The sequence below is a fragment of the Stenotrophomonas sp. 89682_Sma genome, from assembly GCF_056481405.1.
The window spans coordinates 218487-234860 of record NZ_CM151147.1 but is presented as its reverse complement, the minus strand read 5'-3'; the positions used below and the strand labels follow the sequence as shown (position 1 = coordinate 234860).

Annotated in this window: 11 protein-coding genes; 7 read left to right on the top strand and 4 right to left on the bottom strand. The window is 67.4% G+C overall.

Translation table 11 applies throughout. The features are described from left to right. Positions 1 to 28: 28 nt before the first annotated feature. Positions 29 to 346 (bottom strand): DUF4156 domain-containing protein, encoded by a 318-nt coding sequence (locus tag ACZK29_RS01015; protein ID WP_005407628.1) that lies wholly within the window; start codon positions 344 to 346, stop codon positions 29 to 31. Between the two features lie 194 nt (positions 347 to 540). Next, the gene (locus tag ACZK29_RS01010) at positions 541 to 3390 is read right to left on the bottom strand and encodes a M16 family metallopeptidase (RefSeq protein ID WP_478446539.1); all 2850 of its coding nucleotides are present in this window, start codon (positions 3388 to 3390) and stop codon (positions 541 to 543) included. Positions 3391 to 3806: 416 nt separating this feature from the next. On the opposite strand from ACZK29_RS01010, the gene ACZK29_RS01005 reads away from it, so the two are divergent. Both ACZK29_RS01005 and ACZK29_RS01000 read left to right on the top strand, forming a co-directional pair. Continuing rightward, on the top strand, positions 3807 to 4283 hold the full coding sequence (locus ACZK29_RS01005; protein WP_106548748.1) for an XAC0231 family protein: 477 nt from the start codon (positions 3807 to 3809) through the stop codon (positions 4281 to 4283). A gap of 69 nt (positions 4284 to 4352) precedes the next feature. Then, positions 4353 to 4832 (top strand): tRNA (cytidine(34)-2'-O)-methyltransferase, encoded by a 480-nt coding sequence (locus ACZK29_RS01000; RefSeq protein ID WP_005407625.1) that lies wholly within the window; start codon positions 4353 to 4355, stop codon positions 4830 to 4832. 333 nt (positions 4833 to 5165) lie between these two features. Here the strand turns inward: ACZK29_RS01000 and ACZK29_RS00995 are convergent, their stop codons facing one another. Next, on the bottom strand, positions 5166 to 6329 hold the full coding sequence (locus ACZK29_RS00995) for an acyl-CoA dehydrogenase family protein (protein ID WP_005420799.1): 1164 nt from the start codon (positions 6327 to 6329) through the stop codon (positions 5166 to 5168). A 257-nt stretch (positions 6330 to 6586) separates the two neighbouring features. Between ACZK29_RS00995 and ACZK29_RS00990 the strand changes: the two genes are divergently transcribed. Both ACZK29_RS00990 and ACZK29_RS00985 read left to right on the top strand, forming a co-directional pair. Then, entirely contained in the window at positions 6587 to 8263 is a 1677-nt protein-coding gene (locus ACZK29_RS00990; RefSeq protein WP_111113299.1) for an electron transfer flavoprotein-ubiquinone oxidoreductase, read from the top strand. A 65-nt stretch (positions 8264 to 8328) separates the two neighbouring features. Continuing rightward, entirely contained in the window at positions 8329 to 8730 is a 402-nt protein-coding gene (locus ACZK29_RS00985) for a c-type cytochrome (protein WP_106548745.1), read from the top strand. On the opposite strand, the gene ACZK29_RS00980 is transcribed toward ACZK29_RS00985, so the two are convergent. Beyond that, the gene (locus ACZK29_RS00980; RefSeq protein WP_478446538.1) at positions 8724 to 12320 is read right to left on the bottom strand and encodes an ATP-binding protein; all 3597 of its coding nucleotides are present in this window, start codon (positions 12318 to 12320) and stop codon (positions 8724 to 8726) included. The genes ACZK29_RS00985 and ACZK29_RS00980 overlap by 7 nt on opposite strands. 74 nt (positions 12321 to 12394) lie before the next feature. On the opposite strand from ACZK29_RS00980, the gene ACZK29_RS00975 reads away from it, so the two are divergent. From ACZK29_RS00975 to ACZK29_RS00965, 3 genes are all read left to right on the top strand, one after another. After that, positions 12395 to 13033: a response regulator gene (locus tag ACZK29_RS00975; protein WP_478446537.1), complete on the top strand. Its 639-nt coding sequence runs from the start codon at positions 12395 to 12397 to the stop codon at positions 13031 to 13033. Between the two features lie 378 nt (positions 13034 to 13411). Continuing rightward, positions 13412 to 14182 carry a hypothetical protein gene (locus tag ACZK29_RS00970; RefSeq protein ID WP_099474620.1) on the top strand — a complete coding sequence of 257 codons (771 nt, stop codon included), beginning with the start codon at positions 13412 to 13414 and terminating at the stop codon, positions 14180 to 14182. Positions 14183 to 14293: 111 nt separating this feature from the next. Beyond that, positions 14294 to 16285 carry an XVIPCD domain-containing protein gene (locus ACZK29_RS00965; RefSeq protein WP_459048265.1) on the top strand — a complete coding sequence of 664 codons (1992 nt, stop codon included), beginning with the start codon at positions 14294 to 14296 and terminating at the stop codon, positions 16283 to 16285. Positions 16286 to 16374 lie beyond the last annotated feature (89 nt).

Below are 16374 nucleotides of genomic sequence, written 5' to 3'. Positions count from 1 at the left end.
ATTCAGCCTTGGCCGTATGGTGAAGCGTTCAGCGCGGCGGGCACTGGAACGCGGCGAAGCGCTGGCTGCCATCGGCGGGGGCCGCGGCGGCCTGCACGGCATTGGCGCCGGCACTCGGAGCCTCGTTGCGGGCCAGGGTTTCCAGCTCTTCCTGCACGCGCAGCGGGTTGCGGTTGTAGAAGCCGACCTTGCTCTTCACGGTCACCACCACCTCGCCCTTGGCGATGCAGCCGGCCGGAACCGGACCTGCCGGCAGCACGCGGGTCGCCTTGCCGGCCGGTTCGATCGGCACCCAGGTACAGGCGGTGACGGTGAGCAGCAGGGAGGAAAGCAGCAGAACGCGCATGGGCAGATCCTGGAAGGGTATGGGGGGATTCTGCCTGAACAGCCTGAATCGGGGGTAGCCGGGATGGGGTCCCGGTAGCGCCGGGCCATGCCCGACGAGCGCAGAACGCGGCATGGCTGGCCGCCGGAAAGCCGCCGGGCATGGCCCGGCGCTACCACGGTAGGCCTGCCCGCCGTGGCGGGCAGGCACATCCCTTATTTCTTGACCGGGTTGCCTTCGGCATCGATCACGGTCACCTCGCCCAGGTTCAGCGCGCGCACGGCCGCTTCGGTCTGCTTGAGGTCACCCACCACCACCCAGGTCAGCGCCTGTGGCTTGATCTCGGCGGCGGCCTGCTGCACCTGCGCCGGGGTCATCGCCTCGATCTCGGCCTTGCGGCGCAGCACGTAGTCGTCCGGACGCTTGAACTGCACGATCGAACCGATGGTCGAGGCGACCGCGCTGGCGGTCTCGTAGGCACCGGGCAGGCTGAGGGTCTGGATGTTGCGGATGCGGTTGACCTCGGCGGCGGTGGCCGGCTTGCTGCCATCGGCGAACGCGGCGATTTCCTTGCGCATTTCCGCCATCGCCGGGCCGGTCTTGTCGATCTGCACCGGCGCGCTGGCCATCCACGGGCGCTGGCCCACCGAGTTGATCGCGCTGCTGCGCGCACCGTACGACCAGTGCTTGTCCTCACGCAGGTTCATGTTCAGGCGCGAGGTGAAGTCGCCGCCGATCACGCCGTTGGCGATATCGAAGCGGGTCGAACTGGCGGCGCTGGACGGCGCCACCACCTGGCCGGCGAACAGGTTGGCCTGCACCGCACCCGGCTGGTCGATCAGGAACACGCGCGGGCCCTTCGGCAATGCCACGTCGGTGGCGGCCTTCACCTGCGGGGCGTCGCCCGCAGCCTTCCAGTCGCCCAGCTGCTTGTCCAGCAGCGGCACGATCTCGGCCAGGGTGGTGTCACCGACCACGATCAGGGTTCCGTTCTGCGGGCGCAGCCAGTCGCGGTGGAAGTCGACCAGGTCTTCGCGGGTCAGGCCGTTGATCGCTGCTTCGTCACCGCTGCCGGTGAACGGAATGGCATACGGGTGGCCCTTGCCGTACAGCAGCGGCGGCAGCACGCGCATCGCCACCGCACCCGGGTTGACCTTCTCCTGCTGGATGCCGGCAATCCAGCTCGCCTTGACCCGGTCGATCTCACCCTGCTCGAAGCGCGGTTCGCGCAGCAGGTCCCGATACAGCGCCAGCGACGGTGCCAGGTTTTCCTTCAGCGCCGACAGGTCCACGCTCATGGAGTCCAGGCCGGCCGAGGCATCCAGGCTGGCGCCCAGTGCGTCAGCAGCATCGGCGAAGGCCAGCGAGCCGAGCTTGCCGGCGCCTTCGGTCATCAGGCTCATGGTGAAGTTGGCGGTGCCCGGCTTGCGGCCCTGGTCGGCGCTGAAGCCACCCGGGAACTGGTAGCTGAACTGCACCACCGGAATCTCGTGGCGCTCGGCCAGGATCACCTGGGTGCCGTTCTTCAGCGTGGCGCGCTGCAGCGCCGGGAACTTCAGCTGCGGGAACTCGCGGGTCTGCGGTACGCCGGCCTTGCGGTCGACCTGCTCGGGCAGCGTGCTGTACTTGGGATCCACCGCCGGCACGCTGAACGGCTTCGGCGCCTGGCTCGGGTCTTCCTTCAGCGCCACGCGCTCACCCGGTGCAATCACCAGGGTGTGGCTGCCCTTGTCCAGCCACTGCGCGCCCAGACGGCTCAGATCAGCAGCACTGGCCTTCTCGATGTTGGCCAGCGAGGTGCGGAAGCAGCCCGGGTCGCCGGTGAACACCGCGCACTCGGCCAGTGCGTCGGCCTTGCCGCCGAAGCCGCCGATGCGTTCGATGCCGCGGATGAAACCGGCGCGGGCACCGGTCTTGGCGCGTTCCAGCTCGGCCGCGGTCGGGCCCTGCTTGATCAGCCGGTCCAGTTCCTCGTCGATGATCTTCTCGACCTTGGCCGGGTCCTGGCCCTGCTTGACCGTCGCCATGATCACGAAGTTCGAACCCAGCTGCGACGTCGACAGGCCTGCCGCGATGCTGTCCACCAGCTTGTCCTGGTGCTGCAGGCGCTGGCTCAGCCGCGAGGACTTGGCGCCGCCCAGTACCTGCGCGAACAGCTGCAGCTGATCGACCTCGGTGGTGCCGACCTGCGGCACGTTCCAGGCGCGGTAGATGCGCGCCTGCGGCACCTTGTCGGTCATCGTCTCGCGGGTATCGGCAGTGCGCTTGGCCACGTTCACCGCCGGCTGCGCCATGGTCGGGCCGGCCGGGATGCTGCCGAAGTACTTGCCGACCTTTTCCTTGGCGGTGGCCAGATCAATGTCACCGGCCAGCACCAGCACCGCGTTGTTCGGGCCGTACCAGGTGCGGAACCAGGTTTTCACATCATCCAGCGACGCGGCGTTCAGATCGTTCATCGAACCGATCACGCTGTGGTGGTACGGGTGGCCCACCGGGTACATCGCCTTGTTGAGCTGGTCCCAGGCCTGTCCGTAGGGCTGGTTTTCGCCCTGGCGCTTCTCGTTCTGCACCACGCCGCGCTGCTCGTCCAGCGCCGCCTGGTCGATCGCGCCGACCAGATGGCCCATGCGGTCCGATTCCATCCACAGCGCCATGTCCAGCGCGGTGGTCGGCACGTTCTCGAAGTAGTTGGTGCGGTCGGTATTGGTGGTGCCGTTCTGGTTGGTGGCACCCACCTGCTTGAACGGCTCGAAGAATTCGCCGCTGTGGTTTTCGCTGCCCTGGAACATCAGGTGCTCGAACAGGTGCGCGAAGCCGGTGCGGCCGGCCGGTTCGTCCTTGCTGCCGACGTGGTACCAGACGTTGACCGCGACGATCGGCGCCTTGCGATCGGTATGCACGATCACGCGCAGGCCGTTGGGCAGGGTGAACTGCTCATACGGGATATCGACCCTGGCCGGTGCGGCCGGCTTTGCCGCCAACGCATGGGAAGGCACAAGCGTGCCCAGGGCGGTGCTGAGGGCGACGGCCAGCAGCGCAGCGCGCGGGCGAAGGGCGAGAGACATATCCGGATCCTTGGTCACATAGGTGAACCCCGATCCTAGCGTGCGCGCGCAATGGCAGGAATCGGTCGCCAGTCACTGGGGGTGTTTGCCCCTGTGCGCCATCCGCCCGGCCCTCCCACGCCGGCGTGGGAAGTCACATGCGCCCGCAGCAGGCGTCCGGACAGTGTCCGCGGCGCATCGAATGGACAGGTGTCCGCCCACCGGACACTTTTCGATCCAAACAAAACCCTTGCAAATCAACAACTAAAAGTTGGCACGGGGATTGCTTGGTACTTCCTGCGCCGGGAAGGGCTTCAGACGAAAGCTGACTGAAGACTGAACAAATGCAGGAAATCGAAAATTTTCCTTGCAAGCCCAGAATCGGTGTACTACCTTACTACCACACCACTGATCACCAACACTAAACAGGCCCCGTCATGAACGCCAAGACCATTGCCATCGCCATCGCCCTGATCGCCGGCACCGCGGTTGTTTCGTCGGTGCAGGCCTCCGAATCCATCAAGACCCTGTCCACCGTGCAGGTCCGCCCGGCCGCCGACCAGCTGGCCCAGCAGGCCTGGGAACAGGCCAGCGGCATCCCGACCCTGGCCACCGTGGAAGTGCGCCCGAGCGCCGACCAGCTGGCCGAGCGCAGCGGCTACGTCGCCGCCCCGGTCGCCGCCGCGATGCCGGTCACCACCCTGGCCTCGGTGGAAGTGCGCCCGAGCCTGGAACAGCGCGTCGCCCTGGCCGCCGAACTGGAAGCCCAGCGCTACGCCGCCACCCTGGCTGCAGCCGCCACCAGCGTCGCCAACCAGGTGATCGTCAACCTGCCGGCCCTGCAGGTGCGTCCGAGCGCTGCCGACCTGCAGGCCCTGGCCACCGAAACCGCCCAGGTCCTGCTGCGCCCGTAAGCGGTGCCGCCCTGCCCTGCGCAGGGCGTGCGCCGTAAAGGCGGCGGCCGTCGCAGGTACACTGCGCCGATGAATGCCGCGCCCCAGTTCCACGTGATCCTGTTCCAACCGGAAATCCCGCCCAACACGGGCAATGTGATCCGGCTCTGCGCCAACACCGGCGCGCAGCTGCACCTGGTCGAGCCGCTCGGCTTCGCACTGGAAGACAAGCAGCTCAAGCGCGCCGGCCTGGACTACCACGAGTATTCGCGCCTGCAGGTGCACCCCGACCTGGACACCGCGCTGGCGCGGATCGCACCGAAGCGGTTGTTCGCCCTGAGTACGCGTGCCAGCGTCCGCTATGACAGCGTGGCCTTTGAAGACGGTGATGCATTCCTGTTTGGCCCGGAAAGCCGCGGCCTGCCGCAGGACGTGCTCGATGCATTGCCCGATGGCCGCCGCCTGCGCCTGCCGATGCGACCGGACAACCGCAGCCTCAACCTGTCCAATACCGTTGCCGTGGTGATGTACGAGGCTTGGCGGCAGCATGGGTTTGCCGGCGGGGCGTAATTTGCGTGTGTCACTTTCTTTGCTCGCGCAAAGAAAGTAACCAAAGAAACGCGCCGCCGCCCGCGAGCCGGTGCTGCGCACCGGTACCTGCGCTCCTCGGTCCACCGGGGGACGGCGCGGAACTCGCTGCGCTCAGACACCCGCGCCTCTTCGCCCCCGCCGGACCTGCGGTGCTCGGCTCGCTTCAAGGCGGTCCCAACAGCCGCACAGTAGATCCACGCCATGCGTGGATATCTTCCGCCTGGATCAATCAGGAGCGGGCGCCATTGCGTTGCCCTGGGCGCGTGCACCCTACTCGGCAATGCCGGCCAGCGGCCGGCACTACCGGTGCACTCAGAACGCGTTGATGCCGGTCAGTTCGCGCCCGATCACCAGCTGGTGCACGGTTTCGGTACCTTCATAGGTGATCACCGATTCCAGGTTCAGCGCATGCCGGATCGCCACGTGTTCGGTGGTGATGCCGGCGCCGCCCAGCAGGTCGCGGCACTCGCGGGCGATGTCGATGGCCATGCGGCAGTTGTTCCACTTGGCCAGGCTGACCTGCTGCGGTTGCAGCTGGCCGGCTTCCTTCAGGCGGCCCAGCTGCAGGGCCAGCAGCTGCGCGGTGGTGATGCGGCGGGCCATCTCGGCCAGCTTGATCTGCGCGCTCTGCGTGGCCGCCAGCGGGCGACCGAACAGCACGCGCTCCTTGGCATAGCCCAGCGCTTCATCCAGGCAGGCAATGGCCGCACCGATCGGCCCCCAGCTGATGCCGTAGCGGGCCTGGGTCAGGCAGCCCAGCGGACCCTTCAGGCCCTTTACGTTGGGCAGGCGGTGGCTGTCGGGCACCCGCACGTCGTCGAAGAACAGGGCGCCAGTCAGCGACGCGCGCAGGCTCATCTTGTGCTTGATCTCCTGCGTGGTGAAACCGGCCATGCCCTTTTCCAGCACGAAGCCCTGGATGCCGTCCTCGGTCTGCGCCCAGACGATGGCCAGGTCGGCCACCGGGCCGCTGGTGATCCACATCTTGCTGCCGCTGATGCGCCAGTCACTGCCATCGCGCACCGCGCGGGTCTTCATGCTGGCCGGATCGGAACCGCCATGCGCCTCGGTCAGGCCGAAGCAGCCGATCAGCTCGCCGCGCGCCATCGCCGGCAGCCACTGCTGGCGCTGTTCCTCGCTGCCATAGGCGTAGATCGGGTACATGCACAGCGAGCTCTGCACCGAGACGAAACTGCGCAGGCCGGAATCGCCGCGCTCAAGCTCCTGGCAGATCAGGCCGTAGCTGACCGCGCCGAGGCCACCGCCGCCGTACTCGGCCGGCAGGGTCGCACCGAGCAGGCCCAGTGACGCGATCTCCGGCACCAGTTCGTCGGGGAAACGGGCCTGGTCGAACGCATCGCCGATGATCGGCAGCACGCGTTCGTTGGTGAAGCGGGCCACGCTCTCCTGTACGGCGCGCTCTTCCTCGTTGAGCAGGGAACGGACATCGAACAGATCGTACGGATGCAAAGCCATGGCACTCACACGCAGTCAGGACCCGGCCATTGTCGGTCATCCGGGCAGAGCGTGCCGACCAAGGTCGGCACCCACCAGAGCTGCGGCCCTACGCTGCATTGCAGCAATCGTGGTGTGAACATCGCTGATCTAGCTCGATCACGCGCGTCCCGGTACCCTGACACATTCAAACAACCGTTTCGCCCGTGGCCGCACGCGCGATTCCCAGGCACCGCCGGTGGCCCCGATGCCGGCCCTACCCACGAGTCATGCAATCGATGAGCGCTGAAGCCAACGCCCTGCCCCCGCGTGAAGTAATGGAATTCGACGTGGTGATCGTCGGCGCCGGCCCCGCCGGCCTGGCCACCGCGATCCGCCTGCGCCAGCGCGCGATCGAAGCCGGCCGCGAATTGTCGGTGTGCGTGCTGGAGAAGGGGTCCGAGCCGGGCGCTCACGTGCTGTCCGGTGCGGTGATGGACCCGCGCGCGCTGACCGAACTGTTCCCGGACTGGGCCGAGCGCGGCGCACCGCTGAAGCAGAAGGTCACCCGCGACGAATTCCTGTTCCTCAGCGAAACCGGCGCACGCAGCACGCCCAACGCGCTGCTGCCGGAGTGCTTCCACAACGAAGGCAACTACATCATCAGCCTGGGCGAAGTGACGCGCTGGCTGGCGCAGCAGGCCGAGGCGCTGGAGGTTGCGATCTTCCCAGGCTTCGCCGCCGCCGAGGTGCTGTACGGCGACAACGGCGAAGTGATCGGCGTGGCCACCGGCGACATGGGCATCGAGAAGGACGGCAGCATCGGCCCGGCCTTCGAGCGCGGCATGGCGCTGCAGGCCAAGTACACGATCTTCGCCGAAGGCGCGCGCGGCCACCTGGGCCGCCAGCTGATCGCCCGCTACAAGCTGGACGAAGGCAAGGACCCGCAGGCCTACGGCATCGGCATCAAGGAACTGTGGCAGATCGACCCGGCCAAGCATGAGCCGGGCCTGGTGGTGCACGCCGCCGGCTGGCCGTTGGACAGCGACACCTACGGCGGCGCGTTCCTGTACCACGCCGACGGCGGCAAGGTCGCCATCGGCTACGTGGTCGGCCTGGACTACAAGAATCCGTGGCTGAGCCCGTTCGAGGAATTCCAGCGCTTCAAGACGCATCCGGACATCCGCAAGCACCTGGAAGGCGGCACCCGCATCGGCTACGGCGCACGCGCGATCACCGCCGGTGGCCTGCTGTCGCTGCCAAAAACCGTGTTCCCGGGTGGCGCACTGGTCGGCTGCGAGGCCGGCTACCTCAACGCCAGCCGCATCAAGGGCAGCCATGCGGCGATCAAGACCGGCATGCTGTGCGCCGACGCCGCGTTCGACGCGCTGGCTGCTGACCGCCAGCACGATGAACTGAGCGCCTACCCGAAGGCCTTCGAAGCCAGCTGGCTGTTCACCGAACTGCAGCAGGCCAAGAACTTCAAGCAGTGGTTCAAGAAGGGCCAGACCGTGGCCACCCTGATGACCGGCGTGGAGCAGTGGCTGCTGCCCAAGCTGGGCGTGCGCAACCCGCCGTGGACCCTGCACCGCACCCAGCCGGACCACGTCTGCCTGGAACCGGCGTCCAAGCACACCCGCATCGCCTACCCCAAGCCCGATGGCGTGCTGACCTTCGATCGCCTCAGTTCGGTGTTCCTGAGCAGCACCAACCACGACGAAAACCAGCCCAGCCACCTGACGCTGAAGGATCCGAGCATTCCGGTGAAGGTGAACCTGGCCGAGTACGCCGGCCCGGAAGCCCGCTACTGCCCGGCCGGTGTATACGAGTTCGTCGGCGAGGCGGACAACGCGCGATTGCAGATCAACGCGCAGAACTGCGTGCACTGCAAGACCTGCGACATCAAGGACCCCACCCAGAACATCGTGTGGGTGACCCCGCAGGGCGGCGGCGGCCCGAACTACTCGGGCATGTGATCGCCACGGGCTGCGACCGAGCGTCGCAGCCCATCGCTTGCCGCGCACCGCTATCCTGCCCGCCCATGCGTGCGTCACTCCCGCTCATCGCTGTTGCCGTGGCCCTGGTCGCCACGGCCTGCCAGCGCCCGCCTGCAGCGCCCGCCACGCCGGAACAGGCGCACCAGCAGGCCATGCAACGCGCGTTCGAGTTGTGTGCCGGCTGCCACACCGTGCAGCCTGGCGGCATCCACCGCTTCGGCCCGAACCTGCACGGCGTGATCGGCCGTCGCGCCGGCAGCCTGCCCGACTACGGCTATTCCGACGGCATGCGCCGCGCCGACATCACCTGGTCCGCACAGACCCTGGATGCGTTCCTGCAGTCACCCACCCATGTTGTACCGGGCACACGCATGTACAACGCCTTCCCCAGCGCCGAACGCCGTGCGCTGGTGATCGCCTACCTGCAGCAGCAGTCGGCTCAATGAGCCAGGCGCTGCAGCTGCTGTTGCAGCCGCGCCACGAATGCCGCCACCGCGGCGAACAACGGCACCGGATCGGTCTCGGCCGCATCCTGCAGGCGCTCGACCAGTGCATTGGCCTGCCCGGCCAGTGCCGTCGCCCCCACCGCACCCAATCCGCCCGCCTGACGATGCAGGTGCAGCGCGGCAGCCTCACGGTCGCCGGCCTCCAGCGCGCGCTGCACAGCGGCCAGGTCACCTTCACTGGCCTGCAGCAGGCTGTCGCGCAACTGCTCGGCCACGGCCTGTGAACCGAAACGCTGTCGCAGCGTGGCCAGGTCAGGCAGCATCACGCCGTCGGTGGCGGACTCCAGCACCGGCTCCTCGAACCGTTGCCCCTGCGCCTGCGGCAACCAGCGCAACAGTGCCGCACGCAATGTTGCCAATGACAATGGCTTGGCCAGCACCTCATCCATCCCGGCTTCACGGCAACGACGCGCATCGTCGTCCAGCACGCTGGCGGTCAGCGCCAGCACGGCCAGCCGGGGTTGCCCGGTGCGTCCCTCGCGCTCACGTAGAAGCCGGGTGAAGGCGAACCCATCCAGCACCGGCATCCGGCAATCGGTAATGACCAGATCGAAGTGCTCCGATGCCAGGCGATCCAGCCCTTGCTGGCCATCACCGACCAGCACGTGTGGCACGCCCAGCTGCTGCAGCCGCCAGGCCATCATCGCCTGGTTGGTGGGATGATCCTCGATCACCAGAACGCGTGCCTGGCGCAGTGCCGGCGGCAGCAGGGCAGCCTGTTCCTGTTCGGCAGCCAGCGCTTCAGCATCGGCAATGCCCGCTTCCACCAGCGATAGCCGTACCTCGGCGCAGGTACCCTCGCCGAGCGTACTGTGCAGCTCCAGCTCGCCCTCCATCATCTGCACCAGCCGATGGCAGATGCTCAGGCCGAGGCCGGTACCACCGTGGTCACGGTGGATGTAGGCGCCGGCCTGGGTGAACGGCGCGAACAGGTGCTGCAGCTGTTCGGGCGCGATGCCCATGCCGGTGTCGGTGACGCTCAGTCGAAGCGGTTGGCGGCCATCTTCGGAGGTCGGGCCCATCACTTCCACCTGCAGCCGCACTTCGCCGCGCGGGGTGAACTTGATGGCGTTGCTGAGAAGATTGAACACGATCTGGCGCAGACGGACACCATCCACTTCATGGGCCGGTGCCAGCTGCGGATCGATCTGTACCTGCAGCGCCAGGCCGCGCGCGCTGGCCTGCGCGGAGAGCAGGCGGCACACGCTTTCCAGCAACGTCCGCAGCGGCTGCGGTACCGGCTCCAGCCGCAATGCGTTGGCCTCCAGCCGCGAGTAGTCAAGGATGTCGTCAAGGATCTGCCTGAGCATCTGCGCCGAATCCTCGATCACGCCAAGGATGCGTTTCTGCTCTGCATCCAGCGGTGAGTGCGCCAGCACTTCCAGCATGCCCAGCACGCCACTCATCGGCGTGCGGATCTCATGGCTCATGGTGGCCAGGAAGCGGGATTTCGCCTCGGCCGCCTGCTCGGCCTCGGCCTTGGCAGCGGTCAGGGCATCCGCCTGTGCACGGGCCTCGCTGGCATCCACCCAGTAGCCACTCCAGGTCACCACACCGGCTTCGGCGGCATAGGGTTGCGCCTGGGTGCGCACCCAGCGCGGGCCTGCTCCATTGCCACGCAGGCGGAACTCCAGCATGAGCGGTGCGAACTGGTGCGCGGCCTGTTCGACCGCTTGCAGGATGCGCGCGCGATCCTCCTCTTCGACGCGTTCCAGCAACGTCCTGGCGTCCTGCTCAGCCTGCTGCCGGGTGATCCCGAACAGCGCCTGCAGGTCGCCGGCAATGAACGGGAAGCTGAGCGTGCCATCAACCTCGCGACGGGCCTGGTAGACCACGGCAGGCAGGTTGTCTGTCACTTCGGCCAGGCGCTGCTCCAGCTGGCGGCGCCCGGCCACCTCACGGCGCAGGCGCCAGTAGCCGATGCCATGCACCAGCAGCGCGGTCAGCAGCACCAGCAGCAGCGGTACACCCCAGCGGAGCGTGCTTCGCCAGTCGATGCCGTTGCGGTACTCCACCGCCAGCCAGTCGCCGCGCAGCGCTTCGCGCTCGCGTGGCGTCATCTGCAGCAGCAAGCGATCGAAGGTCGTGGCGAGCGCCGCATGCCGGCGCTCCACGGCCAGTGCCAGCTGGTCGTTGAAGCCCGCGGGCGCGGCAACCTGCAGGCGCCCCGGGAAACGCGTGCGCAGCAGGTGGTCGACCAGGGCCAGATTGCCCACGTAGGCGTCGGCCTCGCCATCGATCAGGCGTTGCATGGCCTGTTCGGCACTGCGCGCGGCGACGATCCTGGCCTGCGGCGCCTGCTGCAGCACGTAACCGCGTACGCGCTCCGGATCCGACAGCAGTACGCGCTTGTCCTGGAGGTCGGACAGGCCCAGCAGGGCCGGGCTGTCGTGGCGGCTGACGATCACGTTCGGCACGCTGATGAAGGGTTGGCTGAACACCCAGTCCGGGCCCAGATAGTGCGAATCGACCGGAATGCCCATCACCGCCTGCAACTCGCCGCGGCGCGCCTTCTCGCGCACCTCGTACCAGTCATGGCTGTTCTGCGCCTGCAGGTTGGCACCGGCCTGCATCAGCCGCGCCAGGTACTCGCTGGCCAGGCCGCTGGGCCTGCCATCCTCGTCGGCGAACGACAGTGGGGCGGCGTTCGGCGCGAAGCCGATCTTCAACGGCTGTTGCAGAACCCGCTTCTCGGCCTGGCTCAGCGCCAGCTGCGCCGATGCCGACCACTGCGGCGGGGGCAGCCAGCGTTGTGCCAGTGCATCGCGCTGGGCTTGGCTGGTCGCGGCCAGCGCCAGGTCCAGCGCTTCGGCCAGCGGTTGCTTGCTGTTGGGAACGCCGAAGTGCAGACGTTCGGGGGGCAGGTCGCTCGGACGCAGCAGGACGACACCCTGCAGGCGCTCGCGTGCGATCAGTTCGGTGGCAACGTAGGCATTGCCTATGTAGACATCAGCTTTGTCGTCTCTGACCATCTGCAGCGCAGCCAACGAGCTGTTTGCGACAAGCTGCACCGCACGTGGGAAACGTGCCCGCACCTGCGGGCCGGTCAGGAAATCCTGCTCGATGACCACCCGCAATCCGTCCAGGTCGGGCATGTTCGAAGCTCGCAGATCGCCTGGCCTCCCCACCAGCGCCAACGGCGCCTCGCCATAGGCAGCGGTGTAGACCATGCACCGGGTGCGGTCGGCGCTGAGACCGACATTCATTACCACGTCGATCTCGCCACGACAGGCCGCATCCAGCACGGAAGTCCAGTCGGTATAACGCCGGGCCTCAACCTTCACGCCCAACTGACGGGCAAGAAGCGACAGATAATCCGGCCCCAGGCCAACCTGCTGGCCATCACGGAGGGACTCGAACGGCGGCCAGCCGCTGTCATACTGGCCCACGACGATGCTTGGATGGGCGGCGAGGTACTCGCGCTGCAGGGGGCTGAGCGGCAACAGCCCAGGCACCGCCTGTGCCAGCGCCACGGGCAGCACCAGCACGGCCAGCAGCAGGACCAGCCCGCGAACAGCCCAGCTACGCATCGGCGTCGATCTCCTAGAATCCTGACAGGGCCGCGATGGTCGCGGTCCGGCTTGCCCGGTGGCCATACTAGAGCATGAGCTTGCGCATCATCATCGCAGACGACCACCCCGTGGTCCGTATCGGTACCCGCGCCGTCATCGAATCGAGCGGGGCCGGCCGCGTGGTCGGCGAGGCCGACAGCGCGCAGGCGCTGATGGCCCTGCTCGGCACCCAGCCCTGCGACCTGCTGGTGACCGACTATTCCATGCCGGGCAGCCCACAGGCCGATGGCTTCGCCATGATCGGCATGATCCGCCGCCGCTTCCCCGACCTGCCGGTGCTGATGCTCAGCGTCTCCAACAACCTGGCGATCCTGCGCATGGTGCTCGACAGCGGTGTGCTCGGCCTGGTCGACAAGAGCTCGTCGATGGACGAACTGCCGCAGGCCATCCAGACGGTCTATCGGGGCCAGCACTACATCAGCCGGAGCCTGCGTGAGCGGGTCGAGGCTGCGGGCAGCTGGCGCATGCGCGAGGGCGACGGCAAGCCGTTGTCGCCACGCGAGGTGGAAGTGCTGCGGCTGCTCGGCACCGGCATGACGGTGAAGGAGATCTCGCTGCAGCTGCACAAGAGCGTCAGCACCATCAGCCGACAGAAGGGCGACGCCATGCTCAAGCTGGGCCTGAAGGGCGACGCCGAACTGTTCGACTACCTGCGCGACGGCAAGATCTGAGGACCAGATCACACTGCGAGGGCATCTGTCCCCGCCCTCTTTGACCGGCCGCCGTTCTGTGCCAAGATGATGCGGCATGGGTTCTCAATGCGAGGTCGAAGGAATCGACCGGCTCATGTCCTCGCTCCCGTCCCAGGTGGATGGGGTGCGGTTTCCTGCCGGCCGTCTGGCCCGGCAACGCTGACCATGGAGAGGCGCATGCATCACCCCCCCGAGCCATGTTGGACCCTGCCGTTGCGGCCCCTGCGCGCATTCGCGGCGTGCCTGCTCGTCTCTCTTTCCGCTGCGGCCTGCAGCGCCGCCGATCCGGCCCCCTCGTCCTCCCAGCCTGGCGCTCCCGTGCAGGCTGCCGATGCGCCCCGACAGGATGTTGCCCCGATGCAGAACACCTCTCCCGACACCGCCGTCACCCCGCCCGACGCGCCGACCGTGATGTATTTCACCTACCAGGTGGACGGTGATGGCGCGACCTCCTACGAGGTCCAGAACGGCAGCGTGGCGACCTTCTGGTTCGGCCACACCTTCACCCTCGATGGCACCACGTATTACACGGGTTTCTCCTGGGATACCCGCGAGCACTACGGCAAGCCGGGCGAGCAGACGCCGGCCGGTCCGGATGACCGCGCCAACCTCGCCGAGGCCACCTTCGTGCTGGCCGGCGCGGACGCCAAGAAGCCATGGAAGTTCCGTGGCCAGGAATGGACCATCGGCGCGCTGGGCGCGTACGACAAGGCCGACGATGTCGATACCCGGCGCAAGCCGCTTGAACATCGCACCGCCGACGGTCGCCTGCTGCTGGCGGTGCCGACCAGCAGCTTCGACCGCGGCATCAGCAGCACCGGCTATGCACTGCTGCTGTTCAACCCCAAGCGCAGCGAAGACGACGTGGACAGCAAGGTCTGGCGCTATGTCGGCTCGGTGCGTACGGGCGAGGACAACAGCGCCGCCTGCGACGAAGGCAACGTGATGCCCTGCACCGACAGCGATGGCGAACTGGCCTTCGCTGCCGACGGCAACGGCCTGCCGCGACTGACCGTGACCTTCAAGGGCACCACCATCGAAGGCCCCGGCAAGACCCGTGCGCTGGGCGCCGGCGACGCCGTGCACTACACCTTCGACAGCGCGACCCAGCAGTACGTCGCGCCCTGATAGCACCCGCCACGCGCGGGTTTCCTGTTGACCGACATGTTCTTGACTCACGGATGAGTCCGGTTGGCGATTCGCGGCATGCGCCGCTCCATCAACCCCGAGGAAAACGTCATGGCACAGCATGACTACAGCAGAAAGGAAGTCCTGGACATCGTCGAGCAGGTCGCCCGGCAGAAAGGCATTCCGGTCGATGACTTCATGCGCTTCGCGCACATCGAGACTGGCGGCACCTTCAACGAGCGCGCCCACAACACCTCGACCGGCGCCAAGGGCCTGTTCCAGTTCGTGCCCGGCTCGGCCCGCCAGTACCACCTGACCGGCCACGAATTCGACCCGACCCGCAACACCGAGGCCGCCGCGCAGATGTACCAGGACAACCTGGCATCGATGGCGCGCCGCAATGAGCGCACCGGCCACTCGTACCTGTCCGGAGGCGACACACCGACCGGCCTGGACCTGTACCTGGCCCACCAGCAGGGCAGCGCCGGCTATGGCTCGGTACAGACCGCCATTGCCACCGGCACCTTCGGCGTGGTCCGCAACAGCCACGGCGAAGAGATCAACATGCGCCGCAACGTGCTGAACCAGATCGGTTCCGACGTGAAAGCGCTGACCGGCCACACCTTGGCCGAGATGCGCGGCATGAACGATGGCGACCTGGCGCGGACGTTCTCCAGCTACTACATCCACAAGTACGCGGCGATCAGCATTCCGGAAAAGAACATCGAACCGCAGGCCGTGGCGCAGGGCCAGGGCCAGACCCCGGCAGCGCCTGCACAGGCCAGCGCAGCCGTGGCGGCGGGTGCAGCCACGCTGGCGGCAACCGCAGCGGCGGCTGCCGCACCGAAGCCGGGCATCGAACTGCAGGCCGCCTACGAGGCCGGCGTGAAGTACGACCACGTGAAGTACGCCATCAACATTCCGGGTCACGCGCTGTACGTACCGGGCAAGACCGGCAAGAACGTTGAGCAGGGTTACATCGACTGTTCCGGCTGGGTCGGCACGCTGCAGAACCGGACCATGGACGAGATCAACCAGAAGGCCGGGCATGCGGTGTTCAGCAAGGCCGATCGCATCGACCTGGGCAACCTGGGTTCCGGCGGCATCGTGCGCAAGGCGTTCGACCAGTCCGGCGTGCTGCTGGACCGGGACGCGATCCTGAAGCCGGATGCGCTGAAGGAAGGCATGATCATCGGCCTGGATACGGCCAGGACCCGCCATGAGCACTGGAACGGCATCGACCACATCGTGATGGTGGTGCGCGACCCCAACACCGACAAGCTGCTGATCAGCCAGTCCACCGGCAGCAAAGGCGTGCACACCATGCCCGTCGAGGACTACCTCAAGCAGGTGAAGGACCACCCGAACTGGAAGCTGTACGCCTCCGATCCGCTGTCCAAGGCGCGCGACCTGCTGGAAAGCCGCACCCAGTCGCATGAGCAGACCCAGGGCAAGCCTGCCGCCGAGCACAAGGCCGCTGCCACCCCGCACGCCGAACTGTACAAGCAGGGCGCACACAGCGAGGGCGTGCGCACGGTGCAGGAGCAGCTGGGCCACCTGGGCTACGTCGGGGCCGATGGCAAGCCGCTGGTCGAGGATGGCCGCTTCGGCCGCAACACCGACGCGGCGGTGCGCCAGCTGCAGAAGGACAACGGGCTGGTCGCTGACGGCGTCGTCGGCGCGAAGACCCTGGAGGCGATCAGGGAGGCTCGCGAGCGCCCGCTGCTGAACGACGAGCGGCACCCGCGCAATCCGCTGTTCATCCAGGCCAGCAAGGGGCTGGAGCTGATGCCGGCGGGCACCTTCAAGGATCGCCACGCGCTGGAAAGCACCGCAGCGGCCCTGACCAGGGAAGCCCACGCCGCCGGCCTGCAGCGCATCGACTCGGTGGTGCCCAGCCCGAACGGTGAACGCCTGTTTGCCGTGCAGGGCACGATCGGTGACCCGGCGGCCAGCCGTGTCGCGGTGGAGACCCGCGCCGCCAGCGAGCAGAGCATCGCGCTCAGCAGCGGTGCCGTGCAGGGCGCGCCGAACGTGCTGCACCAGCAGCAGGACGCGCAGCAGGAACAGGCCCGCCAGACGCAGAAGGCGATGGGCGTCTAAGCCCGCAGCGCCTTGGCAGAGAAGGGAGGGCCACGTCCGCGTGGCCTTTTCCCTTTCTGCCAGCTGAGCGGCCGAGGCCGCTTTCAGCC

What these genes read in the sequence shown, in the direction of transcription:
- ACZK29_RS01015 (WP_005407628.1), bottom strand. Translation starts at nt 346, where the DNA reads ATGCGCGTTCTGCTGCTTTCCTCCCTGCTGCTCACCGTCACCGCCTGT.
- ACZK29_RS01010 (WP_478446539.1), bottom strand. Translation starts at nt 3,390, where the DNA reads ATGTCTCTCGCCCTTCGCCCGCGCGCTGCGCTGCTGGCCGTCGCCCTC.
- ACZK29_RS01005 (WP_106548748.1), top strand. Translation starts at nt 3,807, where the DNA reads ATGAACGCCAAGACCATTGCCATCGCCATCGCCCTGATCGCCGGCACC.
- ACZK29_RS01000 (WP_005407625.1), top strand. Translation starts at nt 4,353, where the DNA reads ATGAATGCCGCGCCCCAGTTCCACGTGATCCTGTTCCAACCGGAAATC.
- ACZK29_RS00995 (WP_005420799.1), bottom strand. Translation starts at nt 6,329, where the DNA reads ATGGCTTTGCATCCGTACGATCTGTTCGATGTCCGTTCCCTGCTCAAC.
- ACZK29_RS00990 (WP_111113299.1), top strand. Translation starts at nt 6,587, where the DNA reads ATGAGCGCTGAAGCCAACGCCCTGCCCCCGCGTGAAGTAATGGAATTC.
- ACZK29_RS00985 (WP_106548745.1), top strand. Translation starts at nt 8,329, where the DNA reads ATGCGTGCGTCACTCCCGCTCATCGCTGTTGCCGTGGCCCTGGTCGCC.
- ACZK29_RS00980 (WP_478446538.1), bottom strand. Translation starts at nt 12,320, where the DNA reads ATGCGTAGCTGGGCTGTTCGCGGGCTGGTCCTGCTGCTGGCCGTGCTG.
- ACZK29_RS00975 (WP_478446537.1), top strand. Translation starts at nt 12,395, where the DNA reads ATGAGCTTGCGCATCATCATCGCAGACGACCACCCCGTGGTCCGTATC.
- ACZK29_RS00970 (WP_099474620.1), top strand. Translation starts at nt 13,412, where the DNA reads ATGCAGAACACCTCTCCCGACACCGCCGTCACCCCGCCCGACGCGCCG.
- ACZK29_RS00965 (WP_459048265.1), top strand. Translation starts at nt 14,294, where the DNA reads ATGGCACAGCATGACTACAGCAGAAAGGAAGTCCTGGACATCGTCGAG.